The sequence below is a fragment of the Flavobacterium sp. Arc2 genome, from assembly GCF_041431385.1.
Lineage (GTDB): Bacteria > Bacteroidota > Bacteroidia > Flavobacteriales > Flavobacteriaceae > Flavobacterium.
On the sequence record NZ_JASMRH010000007.1, the window covers coordinates 1 to 24162 of the forward strand.

Here is a 24162-nt window from a genome sequence, read left to right on the forward strand (position 1 = left end):
ATAACTAAAAATCAAAAAGATAGCTTTTGAAAAACCCTTAACTTAATGACATTGAGCGCGAGCGTCCCGCTCGTGCCAATAAAGTAGATACAATACCTATCGGCCATAATATATAGATATTTTAAAACTGGAGAGCTAAATTGTAATATCACGGTTAATTTAATCAATGAGTAAGATGTTGCATTTGTTTGTGTTCACGAGCGGGGGAAATACCGTTTTTTATCGTATTTTCGTTTAGCCGAAAATACTCGTCTTCGTAAGTCGCAAACGGCTACAGGCGCGGGAACATTGGCGATAATTTAGATAAATCCCCCGCTACCGCACGAATCCTTTCGTGTGGTACGTGAACAGCGCACTAGCATAAAAGTTTAAACTAAACTTCCTATTATTTACTTAAACCTTAAATCAGCAACTATGAGCAGAAATTATAAATTCCATAATCCAGCTGGTTTGTACTTTATAAGTTTCCCCGCTACCGCACGAATCCTTTCGTGTGGTCCATGTAGAGTAAAACTAAATTTCCTATATTTACTTAAACGGTAGAGCAGCAACTATGAGCAGAAATTATAAATTCCATAATCCAGAGGGTTTGTACTTTATAAATTTACTCATCTGTTTTTATTGTTTTTTATAGGTATTCGTGCATCCGCTGCGCTCAAGTTGCGTAGTAGGTTGGTTAGACGTATTTACTCGTAATGAGTACAAAGATTTATCTCTTGAAAGCCTAACATTTTGTCAAAAAAGCAAGGGGTTAGAAATTCATGCTTGGTGTATAATGAGTAATCATGTTCATTTAGTTTTCAGGAGTATAAATAATCAAAAACCAGAGTTGGTGATTGGTGATTTGAAGAGGTTTACTAGTCGATCGATTGTCAAAAGTATACAAGAAAATCCGAGGAACCCGAGCCTGAAAGTGCGAACTGGCGAAGCATAGTAGAAAGGAATTCTTGTTGGACTTCTTTAAAAAAGAAGCCGAGAAAAGTTCAAATGTAAAACATCATCAATTTTGGAGACACGATAATAAACCAATAGAGTTGTGGAGTAATAAAGTTATTCAACAAAAGATAGACTATTTACATAATAATCCTGTAGAAGAAGGTTTAGTTTATAAACCAGAAGATTATGTGTATAGCAGCGCCACAGATTATGCAGGTCTAAAAGGATTAATTGATGATGTGGTTGTTTTTAGAATGTTTGGTATTTAATGATAACGAGCCACACGAAGGGATTCGTGCGGTAACGGTGGGCTGACCGAAATTTGAAGCGTTAATAGCTATTATAGAAAATCGATAACAATGAGAATCTTAGTAATAATTTTAATAATAGCTTTTTCAGGTTGTCAATCTCCGAAAAAGAAACACGATTTTACTTTTTATAAATGGAGCATTCATGAATCCTATTATTTAAAGTTTAATTCTTCTGATGCGCTTTATTATATTAATACCTATCCGCATGAGGCACAAACTTCTTTTATAATTTTAAGTAGCGAGGAAAAAGAAAAGATTCAAAATATATTAGATACTATAACTTTTCCAAAGGACGAAGAATTTGCAAATCATTCAGGTGAAGATGGAGAAACTTTTGCTTTTACTCTAAAGAATGGTAAACAATCCAAAAAACTAATGATTCATGAATATAACGGGTTACATCAATTTTTGCTTTTTGGAAAATCATTAGAAAAGATTAAGAATTTACATAAATTCACTCAAACGAATAAAAAAATTAAATTAAGTGAAGTTGATAAAATGTTTCGTGTCCCACCTCCGCCAATTATTAATTATTAATAAAATTGGAATCGATAATTGGAAAGGCAAATCGTTCGCGCTTAACACATGTGTCGCTACAACTCCGGTCAAAAACCGGAGTTGTTGATTGGAGATTTGAAGAGGTTTACTAGTCGATCCATTGTAAAAAGTATACAACAAAATCCAAGAGACCCGAGCCTGAAAGTGCGAACTGGCGAAGCATAGTAGAAAGGAACTCTTGTTGGACTTCTTTAAAAAAGAAGCAGAGAAAAGTTCAAATGTAAAACATCATCAATTTTGGAGACATGATAATAAACCAATAGAGTTGTGGAGTAATAAAGTTATTCAATAAAAGATAGACTATGTACATAATAATCCTGTAGAAGAAGGTTTAGTTTATAAACCAGAAGATTATGTGTATAGCAGCGCCACAGATTATGCAGGTCTAAAAGGATTAATAGATGATGTGGTTGTTTTTAGTATTTAATGATAACGAACCACACGAAGGGGTTCGTGCGGTAGCGGTGATTTATCAAAACAAAGCACGAATCGAAAATAATTATGAAGTATACAGAAGACGACAAGCCATCGTGGAACACCCTTATGGTGTCATCAAAAGACAATGGGGCTTTTGTTATATCATGACCAAGAAAAACATTAAACACGCCTCTGCCAATGTGGGACTGATCTTGACAGCTTACAATCTGCGTAGAATTTGTAATTTAATTGATCCAAACCTACTAAAACAGTATCTAAAACTACTGCGCCTCTATTTTACTGTTAGTAGCACTTACTTTAAGCTTTTTTATGGCTTACTTTTTTTCCAAACAGTCAACGTATTTATAATAAAAAAATAAATATTGTAGCTTAAATCGCCTATATTTACTTTAAATTTAATACCTAATAAAACAGTTTGGAGGTTTTTATACGAACTGACGTTAGCAGTCATTGCAACAGACGACAACGTAACAAAATATTAGAAAAATAAACAAACAAGAAAAATTGTGAAACTATCAAACAACAAAATTTTAATTACTGGTGGTGCAAGTGGTATTGGCTTGGGACTTACAGAGAGATTTATCCAAGAAAATAATACCGTAATAATTTGTGGCAGACGAGAAACTGCATTAAGAGAAGTAAAGGACAAATTTCCCTCTGTAATTATTAAAGTATCCGACTTATCAGTGGAAGCAGATCGTATCGAACTTTATAATTGGGTTTCAGAAAATCATTCTGACTTGAATGTGCTTATAAATAATGCAGGCGTCCAGAATTGGATGAATATTTCAGATAATGATTTTTATAAAAAGGCGGAGGAGGAAGTGAACACTAATGTCTTAGCACCTATTCACTTGACAACTCAATTTATTAATTTAAAGAAGTTGGACACTATAATCAACGTTACGTCAGGATTGGCATTTGTTCAACTTTCAAAAGTTCCTGTTTATTGTGCCACAAAAAGTTTTTTTCATTCATTTACTCTTTCATTAAGACATATTTTAAAGTCAAAGAATATTGAAGTAATTGAAATGATACCGCCAGCATTAAACACAGACCTCGGTGGTAAAGGATTACACGATGGACAACCACTTGTTTCAGATTTTGTAAACGCAGTTTTTCAACAAATGAATGAAGGTAAAACAGAATTGACTTTTGGTTTTAGTAAAGTTATGGCAAAAGCAACACCAGATATTATCAGTGCGACTTACAATAAAATGAACCCATAATTACATTAGGCAAATAAATAACGTTGGAAAAGAAGAACACCGAACTGCAAACACGGGTTTGTTAAAAGTGGCAGTCCAGTGCTCCGCAGACAGTTTTATGGTTATATAAAATTTGTTCTTCGCATGGAAACTATTGATAAAAATCTCCACCTTCACCAAGCCCGGGAACTTTGGCAATAATAAAACCCTGAAGACAAATCTTACGATTATAAAATGAGAAAAATACTGCTACTACTATTTTGTGTTTCAACTAATTTTATTTTCTCACAAGGAAAATCAATTGAAAAATTCATATATAAATCTGATTATGAATACTTGGAACATTTACATTCTCCGAAATCAATTTTTATAGAAAATTATGAATTTGATAATAAGGGTAAAAAAAAGAATGATTTATCAAATAATTATAAAGCTATATATGATAGTCGAAATCAAATTATAAAACATTTAGTATACAGTAAAAATTCACAAAATCCATTCAAGGTAACAACATATGATAGCTTAAATAGAATATCAAAAGTTGAAATTAATAGAGAAAACGGAAATGGAGAAATTGTACTTCAATATTTCAATCGTGATTTACAATTTCCAGACTCACTAAAAATATTTTCAAAAGAGATGGTTGAGCGAAGTAGGATTATTAATCATTTTAAAGATAATTTAATTAAAAGAAGAGATCTTATTGAAAAGGACACATTAAGATATTATAGCCTTTTTGAGTATGATTCAAAAAATAATTTAATAAAAGAACTTAACATCAATACCAAAAATGGATTTGGTGTAATAAATAAATTAGGGTATTCTACAACAAAAACATTAAATCCAAACAATTCTACGTTATATAATCACACGAAAGCTGGAGATACAATTATAATTAATAGAGAAAGATATTTAGGTTTAGTGGTAACCGAAAAAAATTATGAAAATGATAATGTAGTAATAAATATTGAAGAACAAACTTCAACAAAAAGTGGACTTACATTTCAAAAAAGCACTAATTTCAAATGGAAAGACTCAACAAAAATAGAACATAAATATTTTAAAGATAAATATGTTTTAGAAAGTTATTACAGCACATATATTTATCAGGATAAAATCATTTCTAAATGGATAAATCCAATTATGATGGATAATGGAGAACCTGAAAAGCAAGAGGTAACACAGATTCAAACGACATTTGACAAAAAAGGAAATTGGATTAAGAAAACATATATTCGAAATGAATTTAAGGTAAAAGAAGTTATAAGAACAATTGAATATTTTTAAAAAAAATACTGTAGCTAACAGCTAAGGGTTCGTTGGGCTTGTAAAGCCAACAATGAACGCCCCGCTCGTGCCAATAAAGTAGATGCAATACCTATCGGCCATAATATATAGATATTTTAAAACTGAAGAGCTAAATTGTAATATCACGGTTAATTTAATCAATGAGTAAGATGTTGCATTTGTTTGTGTTCACGAGCGGGGGAAATACCGTTTTTTATCGTATTTTCGTTTAGCCGAAAATACTCGTCTTCGTAAGTCGCAAACGGCTACAGGCGCGGGAACATTGGCGATAATTTAGATAAATCCTATATAGAAATTAAAAATGTACCTAATAGATAAACCATATATTTCAGATTTTCTTATAGATACGATAAAAGAAAATCACTATCAAGTTGTTGCAACAAAAGTGGCTAAAGAATTAGTGGCTGACGCTTCCTTAAATTGGATTAGCGAAGAAGAGGCTATAGCAACTATAAAAAACAACCCTTCTCAGCGGATATATTCCAATTCAGAAAATGTTCTCAGTTGGATAGATAAACACTTTTGGGAAAGTGAATTGTCACAACAAATCAATATCCTCAAAGACAAGGTAAAATTCAGAGAGCAAATTAAATCCATATTTCCAGAATTTAAATTCCAAAAAATCAAGTTAGAAAATATTCACAATATTGCTACCGAGGAATTGTCATTTCCATTTGTCATAAAACCATCCATCGGGTTTTTAAGTATTGGTGTCTATATTATAAATGATGAAAATGACTGGATTAAGGCAAAAGAGAAAATAACGCCGGACAATCTTAAAAGCATTTTTCCAATAAATGTACTTGATACTTCCCACTTTATTATTGAGGATTTTATTCAAGGAGAAGAATACGCTATAGATTATTATCATAATGATAAGGGTGAGGTGGTTATATTAAATATTTTACACCACGTTTTTTCATCGGGAACAGATACAAGCGACAGAGTATATTCTACTTCTAAAGCAATTATCAATCAATATAAATATGAATTGGAACAGTTTTTAAGCACAATTGGCAATAAACTTAATTTAAAGAATTTTCCGGCTCATGCAGAAGTAAGGATTGATGAGAACGGCAAAATAATTCCTATTGAAATCAACCCACTTCGTTTTGGAGGATGGTGTACTACTGGTGATTTATCGGGAATTACATTGGGGCTTAATTCCTATAAATACTATTTTGAAAACACTTGTCCAAATTGGGATACTATATACGAAGGCAAAGAAGACAAAATATTTAGCTTAATCGTTTTAGATAATAATTCAGGTATTAAGCCTGCTGATATTGCAAGATTTGATTATAAAGCACTTGCTGATGATTTTGAAAACCCTATTTTGACAAGAGCCTTAGATATTAACACATATCCTCTTTTTGGTTTTGTTTTTTTAAAAACTGACAAAAAAAACAAAAAGGAATTATACGATATTCTCAGTTCAGATTTGAGAAAATATATCATTGTTAGAGAATAAAAACTACTACCGCCAACAATGTATAAAAATAATAAGGCTTAAGTGCCAAACCCAAAGTTGGTGCTGATTTACAAAGTCCGCTAAATTTAAAAGTAAGTGTGTTTTAATACCCGCTACTGCATTCTATGATAAAAAACAAATGAATATTAAATAGAACAAAAAAAATGGAAATAAGGATTAAACGTATTAGAAAAATTTCTTCTAAGTTCGAATAATTCTTATTTCCATTTCTGGATAAAAGGAATAGGAATTTTTACATTGACCTGTGTTTTTCTGTTCTTTTCTTAAATGCATCAAACATAGCCGCCGCTTTTTTATCAAATTCGAGAGGATTATCACGATTCAATTTTACATTATCTAAGTCACTTAAAATCACATCGATTTCGTTATTTTTTATACCTTCAATTAATTTTTTAGCAACCATTTCAGGAGAATGTAAGCCCCCTGAATTTGAATTTTTCATCATTGGGGTGTCAGTTGCAGTAGGGTATAGGGTAGTTACTTGGATAGGGAAATCTTTTAACTCTCTTCTAATCGATTCAGAAAATGCTTTTACAGCCGCTTTAGTCGCTGCATAGGGAGCGTAAAAAGGCATGCTAATTAATGCTAAACCAGAAGAAACATTTATCAGTGCTGCTTCTTTACTTTTTTTCAATAAAGGAAGCATGTGCTTAGTCATTAAAATTAATCCGATTACGTTGATATTCGTTTGCGCAATGATATCATCATCAGAAATGCTGCTAATTGATCCCGCACTGACCACACCTGCGTTGTTAATCAAAATGTCTACTGTTCCCCATTTCTTTTCAACAATTGCAGCAAACTCTTTAATGTCTTCGACCTTAGCGAGATCGCCACTATAAAGTTCAAATTCGGCTTTAGGAAATTCTTTTTTTAGAGCTTCTAACTTTTCCGTGCTTCTACCTATTACGGCAAAATCTTTAACACCTTCCTGATATAATTCGGCTACAATTTTTTCTCCAATTCCGCTTCCGCCGCCTGTTATTACAACTTTTTTATTTTCAAAATTTTTCATCTTTTGTACTAATTTAGGTTATTATCTTCTTTTTTTCTCCAGTATGAACTGTCGATCTTTTTACTTGTATTATCTCAAAAATAGGAATAAGAAAATGCAGCAAAGACTAATTAAGATTAATTTAATATAATTGTCTGCTATTTTTTTAGTGTAATAGTGTTTTTATTTAAGCAGTTACTATTTTAAGCATGAAGCAGTTGTTAGCTTTTTTTATACGTAACGATGGCGTTCTACACAAGAGTTTTCGTGCGGTGGCGTGTACTAGTCTCGATGGAAAAATTATTATGAAAATTACTCGTAATTACTAGCCCTGATGGTAGCGGCATCCTCGTAACGTAGTGTAGAGATACAGCGGACAGCAGGAGAATGGTTTATTGAACACTGGAATCGTACTGCTCCTAAAGCGGAACTAGTTACGTTTCCTAGTGCGGTTACTTTGAAGAATAAGTGAGTAATTTGCGTATAAAGTATCCCATTTCTTGGCCTTAGCTGTCTTATTTTTTCTACTTTTACTGTAATAGATTTTGAAATCTACTATCCGCTTGCGAACCGTCCTGAGTTCGTAGCCTTTGCAATAGGCAATCATACAAGTCAGAAGAAAGTTGTGGAAACGAAGTTGGGAGACCTTGCACATATTTTGGCTACCACATAAAGAATTCTATTTTCTGGAAATGACACTAAAACACAATGAAAAAAAATAAGCAGCTTAGTTTAGTTGAAGTAATATCAATGGCAGTAGGCACGATGATAGGCGCCAGTATTTTTTCGATTTTTGGTTTAGGCGCTAAAATTGCTGGAAATGATTTGCCAGAGGCCTTTATTCTCTCTGGTCTTTATGCTTTGGCAGTGGCTTATTCCTACGCTACATTGGGTGGAAAAATCATCTCAAATGCAGGTCCTATTGCCTTTATATTAAAAGGACTTGGAGATAGTATTGTTACAGGTACTTTAAGCATATTGATGTGGTTGTCCTATGTCATATCTATATCCCTTTTTGTTAAAGGGTTTGCGGGTTATCTACTTCCTTTTATACATGTCGAAAGTACGCCACTAGCTATTGGGTTAGTAGAAGTAATCATTATTTTGTTTTTTACAGCATTAAATTTTTTTGGGAGTAAGGCTGTAGGGAAAGTTGAATTTTATATTGTTTTCATAAAAATATCGATTTTACTGGTGTTTATATTGGGTGGTTTTATGACAATCAATTGGGGAATGGCAAAACCGAGTTTTAATGCTATTCACAGCAGTGGTTTACTGAATGCTTCTATTATCCTTTTTCTTTCTTATATGGGCTTTGGGCTTATTACAAACACATCTGAAAATATAAAAAACCCAAAGAAAAATATTCCTTTGGCAATTGTTATAAGCATCCTATTTGTGCTTATTTTCTATATTTTAATTGCTCTAGTAACCATTGGAAACCTTCCATTATCAGCAATTATTGAAGCAAAGGAAAATGCTTTGGCTATAGCTGCGGAACCATTTTTAGGTAATTTTGGATTTATTTTGATCACAATAGGCGCCTTATTCTCTATTTCATCAGCTTTAAATGCTACTATTTATGGAGGAGCAAATATTGCTTATTCACTAGCAAAGGACGGAGAATTACCCGACTTTTTTGAGAGAAAAATGTGGTTTAAATCAACCGAAGGTCTTTATATTACAGCTGGCTTAGGTCTTGCATTTGCCTTGTTTTTTAATTTGGGCGCAATTGCTACTATTACTAGTTCGATATTTACTGCTATTTATATTTTTGTGCTCATTTCTCACTTTAAATTACGAAAAGAGTATGGAGGGAATGGCATCCTTATTATATTCAATTTGATTCTTCTTTTGGCTGTTTTTGTCGCGCTAATGAAATACCAATGGGAAAGTCAAAGAAGTGCTTTTTATGCCAGTATCATTATATTCCTACTGGCTTTAATTATTGAATACCTTTTTAGAAAATATAGGGATCGAAAAATGAAAGTGGACAAAATAGATGCCAACTAGTCTTTAGATTTGGTTTCTTTGATATCATTTCATTACAAATGCAGCTGCGCAAACCCTTCAAAAAGCATTGACAGCTGTAGAAAATACGGATTTAGAAATCTTCTCTGCTTTGTGGGATAATTTACTGTCCTTTAATCAAAATAGGGCACATTTGATTGAACAAAACAAAGAGGAATAAAAGTATGAACTGCTATCAGTACCTGTAAAAAAGGGTTAAATGAGTAGTAAAAAAAGGCTTTTGTCTTGCATTAAGCATTGTTTGTATATGCAACCTAAAGTACTGTGATATAAAATCGCTTCCTTTGGTATGCTAAACGCTGTATGCCGTTTTAAAAAAATCATCCTAGACTAATACTAAAATAGGAAACATGAAAAATATAAACTTCTTTATACTCGTAATGGCTTTGACCGTATTTTCTTCTTGCAAAGAAAAAGATCAAAAACAGGAAACTACTCCAGAACAAATGGAGCAAGAGAGTTCGAAAGACTACACTGCAGCCGATTTACAAAATGGAGAAATCAATACGAACCTCATTACAGAGAATGGTTTTATGGGCTTTGAAATAGGAGATAAAATCGATCCAAAATCAAAATACTTGAAAAAAAGCGTGCAACGCAATGGAGAAGGTTCCTTTGATGGGTATGCAATACTGGATAATGATGGAGACGAAATAGGATTTATATTTCCTAAATATGAAAATAAAGAGGATATAGGAATGATTGAGATAAGTTCTCCAAAGTTTAAAACAAAAAACGGCATTGGCGTTAGCTCAACCTATCAAGATTTAATGAAAACCTATCCTACTATAGAAACGCACGGAAGTGAAATTGAAAGTCGTACCAACAGTACTATTGGAAATATGTCTTTCCAGTTGGATGTTCCATTTGCTACCTATACAATTGATGAATCTAAAATTAAACCATCTACAACGATACTAAAAATAAGTATTAGCCAACACTAATATTATTTTAAAAACAGCTCTTCCTACTAAAAAAGTACTCTTATTTACTCTCATAATTAATATTCGATAGCACCAAATGTTAACTTAATTACAAGAATAAGTCATCATGTTTGCGATTTGTAGTTGCAGCAATGAGCAATAGCAGTACGTTTCTGAATTATATATAATTATGGAAAAGAGTTGTAATTGCTAGCCCCGATGGGAGCGGAATCTCGCGCTTTAGAAAATTAAGGTTTTTTAGTCGTAGTTTTTATTAGCGGGAATTTAGCGGATAGCAGGAGGGGTCGTTTTTCAAAACTGCGATCGTATTGCTCCTGAAAAATAAACTGCCCCTTGGTAGCTAGTTATTCCTTTTGATTTACAATTCCTTTACCATACTATAAACTTTTAGTAATTGAAGGGGTGTTGGAATATTTTTTTTAGACAATACTTTTACGTTTTGATCATTGGTCGCTGCTTTGTGGGAGTGACCTATAAATTTTAAGACACAGAATAATGAAAAAAGTAATTGTTGGCTTGGTTGTAATGCTATCTATCTCTTTGCATGCGCAAGGGGCTAAAACTGATAAAGGGGTAAATAAAGTGGTGATGATCTTAGTAGATGGCATTGCTACGGACCAATTCTATAAAGCCAATACGAGCTCTATTGATGCGATGACCAAAACGGGAGCTTTTTCGGAGGCGTATGTTGGTGGTAGAAAAGGCGGCTACTCTGAAACGCCAACCATTTCGGCTGTGGGGTACAATAGTATGTTGACTGGAACTTGGTCTAACAAACACAATGTACTGGATAATGCGATTGCACAACCCAATTACAATTACCCAACGATTTTTAGAGTGTTGAAAGATGCTTACCCAAACAAGAAAACGGCTATTTATTCATCTTGGTTAGACAATAGAACCAAATTAGTGGGTGAAGGATTGCCACAGACGAATAATATGCAAATGGATTATCATTTTGACGGTTTAGAACTAGACAAAAAGAGATTTCCGCACGATAGTTTGAACAAATATTTGAAGAGAATTGATGCCGAAGTTGCAAGAGAGGCGGCCAATAATATTTATGAAACGGGTCCAGATTTGTCATGGGTGTATCTAGAACATAGCGATGATATGGGGCATATTTATGGGGATAGTCCGGAGCTTTACAGTACCATTGCCTATGAAGATGCACTGATAGGTTTGATTGCCGATGCGGTGAAACTGAGAGAGAAAGAAACAGGCGAACATTGGTTGGTGATTGTAACTACGGATCATGGAAGGATGCCTGCGGATGGAAAGCACCACGGAGGACAATCGTACCGCGAGAGAAGTACTTGGATTGCTATGAACAAGCCTACGACAAACGACTATTTTAAAAATAATACAGTAGCAATAGTGGATATTTTTCCTACTATATGTGATTTTATGGATATTCCGTTGCCGGACGAAACAGCGTATGAACTCGATGGGGTTTCGCTTACTAAGAAAGTGGACATATACGATTTAGAAGGTTTTTGTTTTAATGAAAAATTCTTAAAACTAAAATGGTTGACAACGGCAAATGAAAGCGAAAAGGCTAAAATATTGGTGAGCTATACGAATGGTAAAAAAGAGGGCAAAAAAGACACCTACACACTGCTAGGGGAAACGGATATTCAGAACAAAGAGTTTAATGGCACGGTTAAACCAAATAAAGCGTTTAAATACATGAAAATTGTGATGCAAACCAAAAACCAGATTACTAACACTTGGGTGAAAATAAACTAAAAAAGAAGCTCGATAAAAGGAGCTGTTTAATTGTTAGTTTTGGAAAAAGGGGTAAATAAAGTATATTTACTGTAACAGATTTTTGATTCTACAGTCTTATGGTGGAACCTATTGTTACTAAAAAATATAGATATGAAAAGAATTGTTTTAAGCGGTCTTGTCCTTTGTTCCGGTTTAATGGCGCAGGCGCAGTCCATCGATAAAATTATAAGTGTCAAAAAAGTAACCGCAATTGAGACAGTACTTGCTGCTGATGATATGCAAGGGCGCAGAGCCTTTACCCCAGGAATTGATAAAGCTTCGGCTTATATTGAGTCTCAATTCAAGAAAATAGGCTTGCAAACCTTGAACGGTGCCAAAGATTACAAGCAGGAGTTTGAGATGACGGAGGCCAAAAGAAAAAGTCTGGAGGTAACGATTGACGGTAAGGCTATTGATGCCGGATCGATGGTTTCGTTCTCGTACCAACCTCAGGTTTCTTTTACAGAGAATAGTCCTATTGCGGTGGTGAACATTAGAGCGGGTGAGGATGTTAGAGCAAAGTTTTTTGAATATTACCAAAGCGATAAAAACTTATTGGTTTTGGTCGATGAGTCTTTTAGAAAGATACTTCCCAATATTCAACATATGGGGCAAATGGCCGCTACTCCGGGGAAAAATACGGTAGTGTTTGTTTTTGGAACAACCGAAGCAACGCATTATACAATTGAAGCGACCAATATAATCACGACTCAAAAATTAAATAATGTAGTTGGGATGTTGAAAGGAAAAAGCAAACCTAACGAATATGTAATATTTTCAGGACATTACGATCATCTTGGCGTAGGTTCACCTGCAGAAGGAGAACAACACGATGCTACTGATTCAATTTATAATGGTGCCAATGATGATGCAGCCGGAACAACGGCTGTAATGGTACTGGCTGAGTATTTCAAGAAACTAAATAATAACGAACGCTCGATCATCTTCACGGCTTTTGTAGCCGAAGAATTGGGTGGTTACGGAGCGCAATATTTTTCGAAACAACTAGATCCTGCGCAAGTGATCGCGATGTTCAACCTTGAAATGATAGGAACTGAATCGAAATGGGGAAAAAACTCGGCTTATATTACCGGTTTTGAAAAATCGAATATGGGAGAAATTTTGCAGAAAAACCTAGAAGGATCACAGTTTAAATTCCACCCAGATCCGTATCCAGAGCAACAATTGTTCTACAGATCTGATAATGCTACACTAGCTAGACAAGGCGTTCCGGCACATACGATTTCGACTTCTAAAATGGATAGCGAACCCAATTATCATAAAGCGAGTGATGAAATAGGAACATTGGACATGAACAATATGACCGAAATCATTAAAGCCATTGCGATTAGTTCGTCTACAATAATTAGCGGAAAAGACACGCCAACGCGAGTAGATACTGCAAAGTTAAGGTAGGTACTCTTGTAATAGATAAGACTTTTATGAAACCATTTAGAAATTAAGAAAATTAAGCATTGAGACTTAATGAACCTTAATTTCTAAATGGTTTTTTTGTTTTGCAAAAGTTGATTAACGCAATTCGACTTGTACTTTGTATTTATTAGAACTTACAATTGATTCTATTGACCCAAAGGAGGCAATACTTTGATGTTCATCTCTTTCTTTTCTTAATGCAATTTGTTTGAGGGCATTTTGAAACCGAGTCACCTCTTTCAAGGTAGTTAAAATAAGTCCGGGAACAGCGGCATTTTTGCCATTACTGTCTTTAGAAACCATCGTAAAATAAGAGGAATTGCAATGATTCACATTTCCGGTTTGAATATTTTCCGACTCGACACGAATGCCCACAATCATAGAACTATTCCCTACGTAGTTCACGCTTGCTTTCATGGTTACTAATTCACCCACTTCAATAGGCATTAGGAAATTCACCGTATCCACAGAAGCAGTCACACAATAATTCCCGCAAAATTTAGAACCACAAGCAAAGGCGATTTGGTCCATCAGCGATAAAATATATCCACCGTGGATTTTTCCGCTAAAGTTAGTGTGGGAGGGAAGCATTAATTCAGATATCGTGATGTGCGATGAGCTGACCGTTTTGAAAGTTGTATGCATATTGACGTTTTTTTGAAAATATAATATTTCTGAATCGCCAAAAATAATTTTTTATTTTTTATAAAATACAGTAGGACGATGAATTAAACTTAATTGTCTTTTTTTGTTTTAAAAGTTCAAAATGCTTTTGTAAAATAGTATAAAAGGACAGTAGTTATTGTTACCATTAGGGCATTGAGAAAATTTAGAAATAAGGCTTAAAGAACCTTAATTTCTAAATCGTTTTTAGTTTCACAGCAACTTCGTTTACTATGTAAATCTAGTGGTTACTCAGGATTGATCGGTACACAGACGATTCATTCCTTCATAATAAGGGACTAGCCATTGAAAGGTTATTTCATTTTTTAAGTGGTTGTAAAGAGAGGGAACGATGCGTTTTTAATAAAATAACTCAATATGGATTTAAGTTTTTTTAATGTTTTGAAAAAAGTAGTTTTAATTTATAATTTCGCTGCTTCTAAAACAACGTTCTGTACCAAGATAAAGCGGGTCTCCATGTTTCTCCGACCAAAAACCATCTAATAAATCTTTAGATAGACAACGATAAACGACTACACCCTTAAAGATTTTATCATTTTCTCCTTTGTAATTAAAATTAATAACCAGAATATTATCTTTAAAAAAACCGGTGCCTTTTTGTACTTGTTCATTATTGATAAACCAATTGGCTGTAATTCTGTTGTTGGCATCAGCCGCTAAAGTGAGTATGCCTTTATAATTGTTTTCTTCAGCGTCTTGATTGCTTCCTACAATATTGAAGGTTCCTATTAAATCTTTGATATTCATTTCTGATTGGAATTTTATTTTTATAAAACTGCTACAAGAATAGTACTTTCTTGAGAAATATAAAAAGTATAGGTGTTTTTGTTTATATAAAATAATTGGGGTTAAGGTGAGAACTTGCGTGTTTATTTAGTTTGTGTGCACAGAAAACTTTTGCGTGCTATCGTGTTTCTTAATTTTAAAAAAAAGGGCTATAGAATTTTCGTTTATAGCCAAGAGCCAGTTTAAAGGACGGAGCTAATAGAAACACAAAATCTTAGGTGTTGGTGATTTTAGCAGTTCGTTGGTTCCTCTGTTCGTTTTTTAGGTTATCTATTTTAGAGTTTAGTAAGCGCTCTCCCTTTATGGGCAGCAATATGATCCGTCTTACTACTTTTTATTTCGTATTGAGGGTTTTCTTCCTTAGCATGGTGTGTATAACCTTTATAATCAAAATCTTTTGTATGAATTTTAATAATCGTTCCTGAAACTCTCCCTGCTTCAGAGTTCCAGCTTACTTTGTCGCCTATTTTAAATTTTGTTTCCATAAATATATTTTTAAATTATAGCTCTAATTTTCTTCAGAATAAAATACTTTACCATCAATTATTATTGCCGGTGAAGTGTATTTATGTTCCTGAGTTTTTCAAGCGGCGTTAATATGTAATACTTTCCAACCCTTTACTTTTAGATAATCGGAGACCATCGAACGATGACATCTCCACAAACTGCTTCGGAACACATATAAGCTGTGGTTTGTTCTAAATCTATATTTTGCAGTTCAGCAACAGCATTTTCAAATATTTCAGTTTCCACATAATCGGCGTATATCGGTAACAATATCAATGTCAAAGGAGTGCGGTATATCTAAAAAACTCAGCTATATTATGTATAGAATGGCCTATGGTATAAATGTTATGTGCCTTTATTGAACTCATTCGACGTTATTCAATGTTAGTATATACTTGTCAATATAAATCTGTTTTTCTTTGGATTTGTATTGCTGGATGTATCGTGGATGTTCAAGGACTTTTATGCTATCAAACAATTTAGCTTCCTTATTTAACTTTTGAATAAAAACTGCATTTTTCTTACCTAAAATAAAAACCTTCGAAGTGTCTAATCCCATACTGATGTGTTTTTTTAAGGACGAAATCATATAATCTTTCACCATTTCAAACAGAACAGGGTCGTCATAGTAATTAGCATTTAACCATTTTCCTTCCTTTGTTTTACGGACAATAGCTAAAGGAAATGGTGAGTTGATATAAAATTGGCTATAGAAATCTTTAGCTCCTCCATAATCAGCAATTAAATCATACATAAAAACAGAGGATACTTCATGCGTATGTGCGGATTGCATTGTGATGCCACAATCACTCTCTAGTCGTTTGGTATCCGTAAATGGCACTCCTGTTACTCCGGCTCCGTGACGGCTAGGGTTGATCCCAATAATAAATTGACGTTGATTTGTATCGTGGTAAAATTTAGTATAAAACTGCTGCATTACCTCCATCGTTTCAGGATTATCGAGATAGGGGTTAAGTACCCGAAAATTTTCCGGCAGTTGATCTGAATACTGTAAATGACGATTAAAATCAATCACTTTATCTCCAAAGGTTTCTGTCATTAAAAATTAATTTTATTGCTTATCCTGTATACTTATTGTTTCTATTCATCGAAGGAATAAAGAGAAAAATTTCTTAAGTAGTTTATAGGTTTTTTATTTTGCAGTGAACGATAACCGTCAAGTAGTATGAAAAGAAGCGGTTTTTGCGCACTAACTATTCAGATTAGTACTGTACGATATTTTCGTTTTTGTATTTACTTTGCTAATTTATATCTAATTAGAATCTGTAGTGAAAAAACAAACAACAACATGGACTTATTCCATTGTAACTTTTTCTGTTATAGATTTGCCAGAATTATAATCTTTACCATAAAACAGCACGTATTCAGCTTTAGGCTTAAGGCCAAAAAAACCATATTTAAGTTGTATAAACATCTTGTCTAAATACATCTTGCGCTTATTTGCGGTGACAAATATTCTAGGGCCTCTATCTTCATTATTGTTAAGATAGAAATATATTTTTTTTGAAGCTGCAAGACGAAATTTGAATAAGTTAGGTTGCGATTCTTGCAGAATCATCCCATAAGCAAATTTCCTTTGTAGGGTCGATAAAGGTTTTTTTATACCTTTTTTAGTATAAACTATTTGATATTGATTAATAGGTTGAGACGAATCAATTACTCCTCCTTTCATATTAGCGTCATAGACGTATGTATTATGGTTGTTACTATGTTGAATATAAAACAACCGTGTATTTGTTTTTGCGGGTTCTGGATAATCGCTTTGTGAAAAGCACATATAAGGGCAAAAAAACATATATAAAAGAGGGAATATTATTTTCATTATGATTAACATTTTGGTTTTTAAGGCATTACTGGATTTTAAATATCAATAACGGTTTAAGGTTACTCGAGGAGCAAGGTTCTTGTGAATCTTGAATACTTCTTGCGATAATAAAGGTAGCTATTAAGTTTTTTATATTCTTTTCTATTCGAAATTTATTTTTATAAATGTGGTACAGGGTGCTATTGTTCTTTATTAAAGAGAATTCTGCCCCAGACAGTAGCGGTAGCCCCGACTGAAAAACTGATTTTTTACGGGAGTGGCAGAGCGACCGAAGGAAGCTCCTGAATCGACTTAGTAAAAAAAAGTTTTAAGTGAGGGCTATAGTGAATGGCTGGAATAGGCACAAAAAAATAAGTATTAGTGGGACTAATTCGGTTTTTGAAAGCTTAGGCTCTTGGCATTTTTTAATTGAAAAGATATTTGGATTGATGTTGGCTCCTGCTTAAAAAATACTTACGTCATTTCTAGTTCTTTTTCCTGATTTTCCATAAGGACCTTAGTCAAAATCCAATTTTTTTCCTTTATAAGCGAGGGACTTACCGCACCTTTATTGTAAGAGCTGTATCAATTTTTCCATACTATCAAATAGCGGAATACCGAGTCCTTGTAAATGTGCTTGATTGCCATGTGGTACAAAACCATAAACTGCAAAACCTCCTGCTAAAGCCGCTTGGACGCCTACGGCACTATCTTCTATAACAACACAATCTTGCACTTCAAACCCCATAGTTTTAGCAGCATATAGATAAAGACCAGGATCTGGTTTAAAACTGTTAATGTCGTAAGCGCTAAAAATGTTTCCTTCGAATTTATCGATTAATTTAGCGGTGGTTAAGTTGAGTCTTATTTTATCAGCAGGTCCATTAGAAGCCACACAAAACAGAACTTTAAGTTGGTTTATTAATTCATGGACTCCTGCAATAGGTTTTAAATCAGATTTAAAGGCTGCAAATGATTTTTTTCGGAACTCTTCTTCAAAAGTATCGGGCAGTTTTTTGTCGCTTAGACTTTCTATATATTCGAAACAAAACTTTAATGATTTTCCTAAAAATAAATCAGCTGCATTTTCTTCATTTAAGGGAACACCAATAGAATTTGCCATAGTTACCATTGTTCCAATCGATATTTTTTCGCTGTCGACCAGTACGCCATCACAGTCAAAAATAATGCACTTGTATTTCATATTATCGGGTATTTATATTTTTTTTTGCTTCATCGGTCACTAATTCTTGCGTCGATATGTAACCCCATGAAACTCCTACGGCATACATCGCTGCATTATGCAAGGTTTGAATTTGAATCAATATTTGACTAAGCAATACCCTAATAGTAATTAAAGCGAAAAGATACATTCCCTTTAATTTTTTGAAATTTAGATTTTCGGTAGACTGCTTAATTTTGTTTTTCATAATGAAAGCAAATTATACTAGCTATATTAATTCTATAGTCTCTACTTTCTTGTATAATAATGAATACTTAATTAGTGTTACAATCCAATGGCCTCTTTTATCAGTTGAAGGTTTGTAGCAGAATAGCTGATTTTTAAGGCTTGCTGATGTCCTTTTTCAGACATTTTATTCCAAGTTTTAAGAATGATATTTTTTAGTTTTTCAGCATCGTGTTTTTCAACAAAAGGCTCTAAGTAATAGTCCATAAAAACTAAACAAATCACATCTTCCAGCAATTGGGTTTCTTCGTCTTTTTTAAGTTGCTTTTTTTTAATCAAGAAGGAAACTCTGGCGATAAAATCCTCATCGTATCCTACTTTTTCTAAAATTGCAGCTGTAGTTTGAGCATGAAGTTTTTTCAAATCTCCCCTCCATGTTAAATAACCCACACGATCCATCGGGTAGGAGTCTCGCGCGATTTTCCAACGGCAGATGTGTTGTGCTTTTGCCGCAATTTGAACTGCCTCAGAAGCATTTGGTTCAAACTCCATTAGTTTAGTATACATTCTGTTTGAATATAATAATTCTTTTGGATGGCTTTCTGATTGAAATATTTCACTATTTGGATCTTGTCCGTTTTGAACATCAATTAATTCACTAGCGTCAAAAAAGGCTGTTTTTGTCATTTTGAAAGTTATATTATCAAAGGTACATATTTATTCTAAAATGCCTACGAATACCTCGTTTTCAACAATTTTAACGAGATATGTTGCAATTTGTTTTTCATTGTATTTAAAACAACTTCCTCTATTGGATAGGGAATCTGTCATTTTTCCTGCTTTGAACTAAACCGTAACTGATTATAATTATAGGGTTTAATATTTGTCGCTATTGTTTTTTATGATTGTGTTTTTTATTTGCAAGTCGGAATCTATTAATAATTGACAGCTAAATACTAATGTCTTAGTTTAGCCCCTTAATAGTTCGGAGTTTTATTTTAAATTTTGAATTCGTTTATATTTCCAAGATTTTGGTATTTTCTGATCTCTCAGTGAAATAGACTCTATACTGTCCTATTTAATAATAATTTACAAAATTATTGAAGCGATCCATTAGTCCTGGTTTCTCAATATCCTCTTTGCACTCACAGAAGAAAGTATCAAGTAGTTTTTACACTTCAAGTTTTAATGTTTCTGCGATTCCTAGATAATCATTGATTACATGGGATTTTCTGATAATGGAATATGTAAGACGTATAATTGGGAATTTATAGGTGGGGTTTTTATAAATAAGTAATTCAAATTTTCTTATTCGGGACTATAAAAAAATTTATTTATCGAATTTTTAGTAACCAGGCGAACATCTTCTCAAAGGCGATTTCTCTAACTGGTTTTGGAGATAGAAATATATCATGCAGCGCATTATCTATTTGCATTAGGGTTACCTCATCGCCAAGCGTGACTCCAACTCTTTTTATATCTTCAATATTTAATACAGTATCTCTAGACATCGCTACTTCTGAGAAAGTACTAATCTTTTTGGAACTAGAAGAATGCATAACAAGAATAGGTACTTTGATGTTAGAGTGTGCTAGTTTTTTTTGTGCGCTACTTATCGCGACCACCCATTTAAAATAGGTAGGGAATCCTTTTATCGGTTTCCATTCGAGGTTATAATCCCACTCTCCATGATAGCTTTTATTTACACTTTGTGCATACACGGGTGGTAATGCACCTTCAATTTTGGCATACGGAGCAATAGTCGAAATGATTTTTGAACCCCAATAGCTGAAGAACTTCTCAAATTTAGATTGATAAAAGTCAAGAAATGGTGAATTTAGAATAAGAGCGCTTATAAGGTTTCTTTCAGCGCCACTATTCATGTAACTGCTTGCTGTCAATCCCCCGGTGGAATGGCCTAACAGGTAAATAGGTTCTTTACTAAGGTCATGAATCTCACGGATTGCAATTGATATTTCCTCAAAGTATTCTTCAATGTCTTTGCAGAAATTAGGGTGCTGGTGTTTCAAAAGTGATCGGCCGTATTTTCTAAGATCAAGGGCATAAAAATCAAAGTTGTTTTCATTGAATTTTTCAGCCACATGGGCGTGAAAGAAATAGTCGTTATAACCATGTATGTACAATACACTCTTTCTATTACCTAAATTGTGTTTTGAAGAAATTAATGTAGCAATGGCTTCTCCATCGTAATCAGGAGCTAGTTCTATGGTGTGAAAAGTAAAGTCTCTATCTAGATTCATGTCTGCTTTATTAAAATGATTAGCATTGTGTTTAATGCTTTAGAACTGGGTAATAATGGGTGTGAGTTGACAGTTTTTTTACTGGATTTATTTAATCCATCTTCTCCTTTTAAAATAAATTAAAGCGATTACAAAACTAATTACCATTAGTCCTATTGCTGCTGGATAACCATATTCCCATTCTAACTCAGGCATATATTTAAAGTTCATTCCGTATACTCCCGCAATTAGTGCTGGTAAAGAGATACATACGGTTATAATGGTCAATGTTCTAAATATTTTATTTTGTTCTAAATCAATTTTACTGTTTATATTGTCCTCTAAGTCATCAAGCCTTTCAAAATTAAATTGAATATGGTCTGAAATCACGGCGATATCATCTAGTTCTAAGTTGATTTTAGTTGTTATCGTCTTCAACTCAAATTTACTTTGTATCAGTAAATGAAGTATTCTTTGGAAATTACTTATCGATTCTTTTATCAATAGATTATTGAAGTTAAGTATCATTATTAAATCTAAGTCTTTTTCACTATACTCTTTTGAGTTTAAAATGTTCTCATAAAAACGCTTGATCTTTCTGGATATTATTTCAGTCAAATCGGCATAATAATCTGATATTATTCCAATTTGAAAAACAAAATGTTCTAAATGAGAACTAAAATGGATACTCGTGAAATCATATCTCGTTTTGGTTAGTTTTAAAAAATCGCTATCAATGTTTGAGGATAAAAAATAAAATACTACTTCTTTTTTTATGATTATAAATATTTCTTCCTCTTTAAAAAGAGTCTCCGAATTGTATTTGGGGATTGAAAAATTAAAAGATAGTTGATCATATGATTTTAGGTAATGGGAACTTATTTCGATATCCTCTTTTTGCTTAAAAATCGATATGTTGATTCCAAATTTCTCAGAAACCTCATTTAATATTTTGTCAGTATAATCAATAATCCGAATATTAAATAAATCGATCGCTTCAATATCAATTTCGCTAACATGATCGAACTTTTTTACTTCATTTGTCTTTAAATATAATTCTATCATAAATTTTACAATTATTATATGAACTTCAGGACTGTTACTTATTATGTTCTATTTATTTTGTCCTGAAGTAGAGTGGGTATTTAAGTCCCATATAATTTCGTCCTTACGAATATATGAATTAATATGATAAAATTAGTAAAATGCCTGATCTTGCTAGATGAGACCGTGATAGTAATTTATTCATATCAGAAATTGATTAAACTTTTACAGCGTACTCAAGCTAATGGTAGTTGTAGAATAAATAGTATATCTTTAGGACTTATTAAACTGATGTCAATATTATGAAAAGTAGAATAGTTAAAACCCGAATATTAGAAGCTTGTATAGAAAAGCAAAATGAATTGATTGATAATTTTAAGAAGCGAGAAGCTGAAATGAATGACGATACATTCAGCCAAAATGAATCTGCCAGCCAAAGTGAAGATCGCAGGGCCGGTAAATATGAATTGTTGAAAGCCATCGGTGACGAACTTGCTTTTGCGCAAGAAGAATTAACGTACCTGAATAATCTGGATGTCACAAAAGAAAAGACAGTTGTTTTACCCGGAGCAGTTGTTGTTACTGAGCAATTCGTTTTTTTTATTGGTGTATCTAGTGAAAAAGTAGAAGTTGATGGAGAAACAGTTTTTGGTATTTCAACCAAAGCGCCTATTTATGCAAACATGAGAGGTTTAGAAAAAGGAAGTACCTTTCAATTTAATGAAACAAATTATGTGATTGAAGACGTATACTAATGCGTAAAAGTTGCAGAAGTGCTATGTTAAATAGCACAGAATTTTTTATTTTCCTTTTAGTAGTTAAAAGATAAAATCGTATTATTTAGACAATAAGAATTTTAAAAAAAAAAACAGCCTTTAGTCCAATCAGGATTAAAGGCTGTTTTTGGTTATAAGATGTGCAAATCTCCCACAATTTAGTAAAGAGAAAAGCCGTTGTATTCTTATATTGTAATAAGGGACTAAAAGTAGTACCCGATATTCATATTGAAACGTACTTCCCAATTAGCATTGTCTGTTCCGTTTGCCAATGCGTTTTTCCAAACTGGACCTAGCCAAGGCTGATCTCTACCTGCCGCTACATCAAAGTAAGTATAAACATTACCGGCAGAAACTAAAACACCAGTGACATTCATAGCCGAATCTTTAAAATCAGAGTTTATTTTTTCCAAGTACCCATAATCATTATAGAATTGTAAACTTGATACTGGCCCCCATTTTACAGGTACTGTATATTGTACTCCTAAAGTATAGGTGTTTCCTTCCGCTGCAACCAAATATGGGGCACCGTAAGCTGTCATCGCAATAATTTCGTCGCTTTCTCCGTTCGGGTTTTTAGGGCTTTTTTTGTAGGTTGACACCTGAGCTTTTACTCCAAAACGTTTGTACTTTAATTCATAATGCAATGCCGCTGCATAATGTGATCCCATTTCTTGGGTATCTAAATTATACAATCCGCCATATTGTACCGAAGTACCTATTTTATGATTGATACTGTCGTTTCCTATTGTATAGTTAAGTTTTCCATTAACTTGGTTCGTTTCTTTATTTCGTAAATCTAAAATTCCATCACCATCTAAATCAATAGAAGCAACATCATAAGAGTAGCGACTATCTGAAACATCAGAATTGCTGCCAAATTTTAACTCTTCTGCATTTTTGAAAAAAGCCAAAGCATAATTCCATTTTTTATCAGTATGCGTGAACTTAACACCCATGTCATGATCGTCTTCTAGACCTATATAATAATTGATACTAAAAAACCAGTTGTTTGAATTGTAAGTAGTAATACCAAAAGGTACTTGAGTAAGTCCTACTTGAATCTCATTTTTAGCATCAAAATCATAAGCTAACCAACCCTGTTTTAGCATTCCGCCACCAAAACCCTCTGAATACAAACGATATTCAGCATTTAGTTTGATTCCTTTATATTTGGCTTTAGCATTAATGCGAAATACATCATAGCCAAAATCACCACCACGTTTTTTTTGTCCTTCTTTCCAAGAAGATAAATTATAATTGAATCGTAAAGCACCACCTATGGTTACTTCAGGTTTGTCTTGCGCATAAATAGCTCCGGTCGATAATAGCATTAGGCTAAGTATCAAAGTGATTTTTAAATACATAAAATGTTTTTTGGGAATTAGAAAAAGTGAAAAATTAAAGGAATACGAGTAAAAAACGATTTTTTTATGATGAAATTCGCTTCCCAGGCGAGCAACAAAAT

25 protein-coding genes are annotated in these 24162 nt (G+C 33.2%); 12 read left to right on the top strand and 13 right to left on the bottom strand.

Annotated elements, in window-relative coordinates; genetic code table 11:
• Positions 1 to 640 precede the first annotated feature (640 nt).
• From QO182_RS05985 to QO182_RS06015, 7 genes are all read left to right on the top strand, one after another.
• On the top strand, positions 641 to 934 hold the full coding sequence (locus tag QO182_RS05985; protein ID WP_371560464.1) for a transposase: 294 nt from the start codon (positions 641 to 643) through the stop codon (positions 932 to 934).
• Between the two features lie 16 nt (positions 935 to 950).
• Entirely contained in the window at positions 951 to 1205 is a 255-nt protein-coding gene (locus QO182_RS05990) for a hypothetical protein (protein ID WP_371560466.1), read from the top strand.
• A gap of 90 nt (positions 1206 to 1295) precedes the next feature.
• Positions 1296 to 1784: a hypothetical protein gene (locus tag QO182_RS05995; RefSeq protein WP_371560468.1), complete on the top strand. Its 489-nt coding sequence runs from the start codon at positions 1296 to 1298 to the stop codon at positions 1782 to 1784.
• 422 nt (positions 1785 to 2206) lie between these two features.
• Entirely contained in the window at positions 2207 to 2602 is a 396-nt protein-coding gene (locus QO182_RS06000; RefSeq protein ID WP_371560470.1) for a hypothetical protein, read from the top strand.
• Positions 2603 to 2749: 147 nt separating this feature from the next.
• On the top strand, positions 2750 to 3472 hold the full coding sequence (locus QO182_RS06005; RefSeq protein WP_371560472.1) for an SDR family oxidoreductase: 723 nt from the start codon (positions 2750 to 2752) through the stop codon (positions 3470 to 3472).
• A 213-nt stretch (positions 3473 to 3685) separates the two neighbouring features.
• Positions 3686 to 4738: a hypothetical protein gene (locus tag QO182_RS06010; RefSeq protein ID WP_371560474.1), complete on the top strand. Its 1053-nt coding sequence runs from the start codon at positions 3686 to 3688 to the stop codon at positions 4736 to 4738.
• A 322-nt stretch (positions 4739 to 5060) separates the two neighbouring features.
• Complete coding sequence (locus tag QO182_RS06015) at positions 5061 to 6230, top strand: ATP-grasp domain-containing protein (RefSeq protein ID WP_371560475.1); 1170 nt, start codon at positions 5061 to 5063, stop codon at positions 6228 to 6230.
• Between the two features lie 253 nt (positions 6231 to 6483).
• On the opposite strand, the gene QO182_RS06020 is transcribed toward QO182_RS06015, so the two are convergent.
• The gene (locus QO182_RS06020) at positions 6484 to 7266 is read right to left on the bottom strand and encodes an SDR family NAD(P)-dependent oxidoreductase (protein ID WP_371560477.1); all 783 of its coding nucleotides are present in this window, start codon (positions 7264 to 7266) and stop codon (positions 6484 to 6486) included.
• Positions 7267 to 7953: 687 nt separating this feature from the next.
• On the opposite strand from QO182_RS06020, the gene QO182_RS06025 reads away from it, so the two are divergent.
• From QO182_RS06025 to QO182_RS06040, 4 genes are all read left to right on the top strand, one after another.
• The gene (locus QO182_RS06025; protein WP_371560479.1) at positions 7954 to 9258 is read left to right on the top strand and encodes an APC family permease; all 1305 of its coding nucleotides are present in this window, start codon (positions 7954 to 7956) and stop codon (positions 9256 to 9258) included.
• Between the two features lie 368 nt (positions 9259 to 9626).
• Complete coding sequence (locus QO182_RS06030) at positions 9627 to 10220, top strand: hypothetical protein (RefSeq protein WP_371560481.1); 594 nt, start codon at positions 9627 to 9629, stop codon at positions 10218 to 10220.
• 495 nt (positions 10221 to 10715) lie between these two features.
• Positions 10716 to 11969 carry an alkaline phosphatase family protein gene (locus QO182_RS06035; protein WP_371560483.1) on the top strand — a complete coding sequence of 418 codons (1254 nt, stop codon included), beginning with the start codon at positions 10716 to 10718 and terminating at the stop codon, positions 11967 to 11969.
• A gap of 132 nt (positions 11970 to 12101) precedes the next feature.
• Positions 12102 to 13406 carry a M28 family peptidase gene (locus QO182_RS06040; protein WP_371560485.1) on the top strand — a complete coding sequence of 435 codons (1305 nt, stop codon included), beginning with the start codon at positions 12102 to 12104 and terminating at the stop codon, positions 13404 to 13406.
• Positions 13407 to 13520: 114 nt separating this feature from the next.
• On the opposite strand, the gene QO182_RS06045 is transcribed toward QO182_RS06040, so the two are convergent.
• The 11 genes from QO182_RS06045 to QO182_RS06095 form a co-directional block, all read right to left on the bottom strand.
• Positions 13521 to 14069: an acyl-CoA thioesterase gene (locus QO182_RS06045; protein WP_371537332.1), complete on the bottom strand. Its 549-nt coding sequence runs from the start codon at positions 14067 to 14069 to the stop codon at positions 13521 to 13523.
• Between the two features lie 435 nt (positions 14070 to 14504).
• Positions 14505 to 14855, bottom strand: a complete 351-nt coding sequence (locus QO182_RS06050) for a hypothetical protein (protein WP_371537329.1) — start codon at positions 14853 to 14855, stop codon at positions 14505 to 14507.
• 314 nt (positions 14856 to 15169) lie between these two features.
• On the bottom strand, positions 15170 to 15379 hold the full coding sequence (locus QO182_RS06055; RefSeq protein ID WP_371560487.1) for a DUF2945 domain-containing protein: 210 nt from the start codon (positions 15377 to 15379) through the stop codon (positions 15170 to 15172).
• A gap of 139 nt (positions 15380 to 15518) precedes the next feature.
• The gene (locus QO182_RS06060) at positions 15519 to 15683 is read right to left on the bottom strand and encodes a hypothetical protein (RefSeq protein WP_371537326.1); all 165 of its coding nucleotides are present in this window, start codon (positions 15681 to 15683) and stop codon (positions 15519 to 15521) included.
• Positions 15684 to 15765: 82 nt separating this feature from the next.
• The gene (locus QO182_RS06065; protein ID WP_371560489.1) at positions 15766 to 16461 is read right to left on the bottom strand and encodes an SMUG2 DNA glycosylase family protein; all 696 of its coding nucleotides are present in this window, start codon (positions 16459 to 16461) and stop codon (positions 15766 to 15768) included.
• A 255-nt stretch (positions 16462 to 16716) separates the two neighbouring features.
• Positions 16717 to 17244 (bottom strand): DUF4833 domain-containing protein, encoded by a 528-nt coding sequence (locus tag QO182_RS06070; RefSeq protein WP_371537321.1) that lies wholly within the window; start codon positions 17242 to 17244, stop codon positions 16717 to 16719.
• Positions 17245 to 17794: 550 nt separating this feature from the next.
• Positions 17795 to 18430: an HAD family hydrolase gene (locus QO182_RS06075; RefSeq protein ID WP_371560491.1), complete on the bottom strand. Its 636-nt coding sequence runs from the start codon at positions 18428 to 18430 to the stop codon at positions 17795 to 17797.
• Between the two features lies 1 nt (position 18431).
• Positions 18432 to 18656, bottom strand: coding sequence for a hypothetical protein (locus tag QO182_RS06080; RefSeq protein WP_371560492.1), 225 nt, complete (start codon positions 18654 to 18656; stop codon positions 18432 to 18434).
• A 77-nt stretch (positions 18657 to 18733) separates the two neighbouring features.
• The gene (locus QO182_RS06085) at positions 18734 to 19321 is read right to left on the bottom strand and encodes a DUF4202 domain-containing protein (protein WP_371560494.1); all 588 of its coding nucleotides are present in this window, start codon (positions 19319 to 19321) and stop codon (positions 18734 to 18736) included.
• A 647-nt stretch (positions 19322 to 19968) separates the two neighbouring features.
• On the bottom strand, positions 19969 to 20895 hold the full coding sequence (locus QO182_RS06090) for an alpha/beta hydrolase (RefSeq protein ID WP_371560495.1): 927 nt from the start codon (positions 20893 to 20895) through the stop codon (positions 19969 to 19971).
• An 87-nt stretch (positions 20896 to 20982) separates the two neighbouring features.
• Positions 20983 to 21939 carry a CorA family divalent cation transporter gene (locus tag QO182_RS06095; protein WP_371537307.1) on the bottom strand — a complete coding sequence of 319 codons (957 nt, stop codon included), beginning with the start codon at positions 21937 to 21939 and terminating at the stop codon, positions 20983 to 20985.
• 281 nt (positions 21940 to 22220) lie between these two features.
• Between QO182_RS06095 and QO182_RS06100 the strand changes: the two genes are divergently transcribed.
• Entirely contained in the window at positions 22221 to 22673 is a 453-nt protein-coding gene (locus QO182_RS06100; RefSeq protein ID WP_371537305.1) for a hypothetical protein, read from the top strand.
• Positions 22674 to 22897: 224 nt separating this feature from the next.
• Here the strand turns inward: QO182_RS06100 and QO182_RS06105 are convergent, their stop codons facing one another.
• Positions 22898 to 24061: a hypothetical protein gene (locus QO182_RS06105; protein ID WP_371537302.1), complete on the bottom strand. Its 1164-nt coding sequence runs from the start codon at positions 24059 to 24061 to the stop codon at positions 22898 to 22900.
• Between the last annotated feature and the right edge of the window lie 101 nt (positions 24062 to 24162).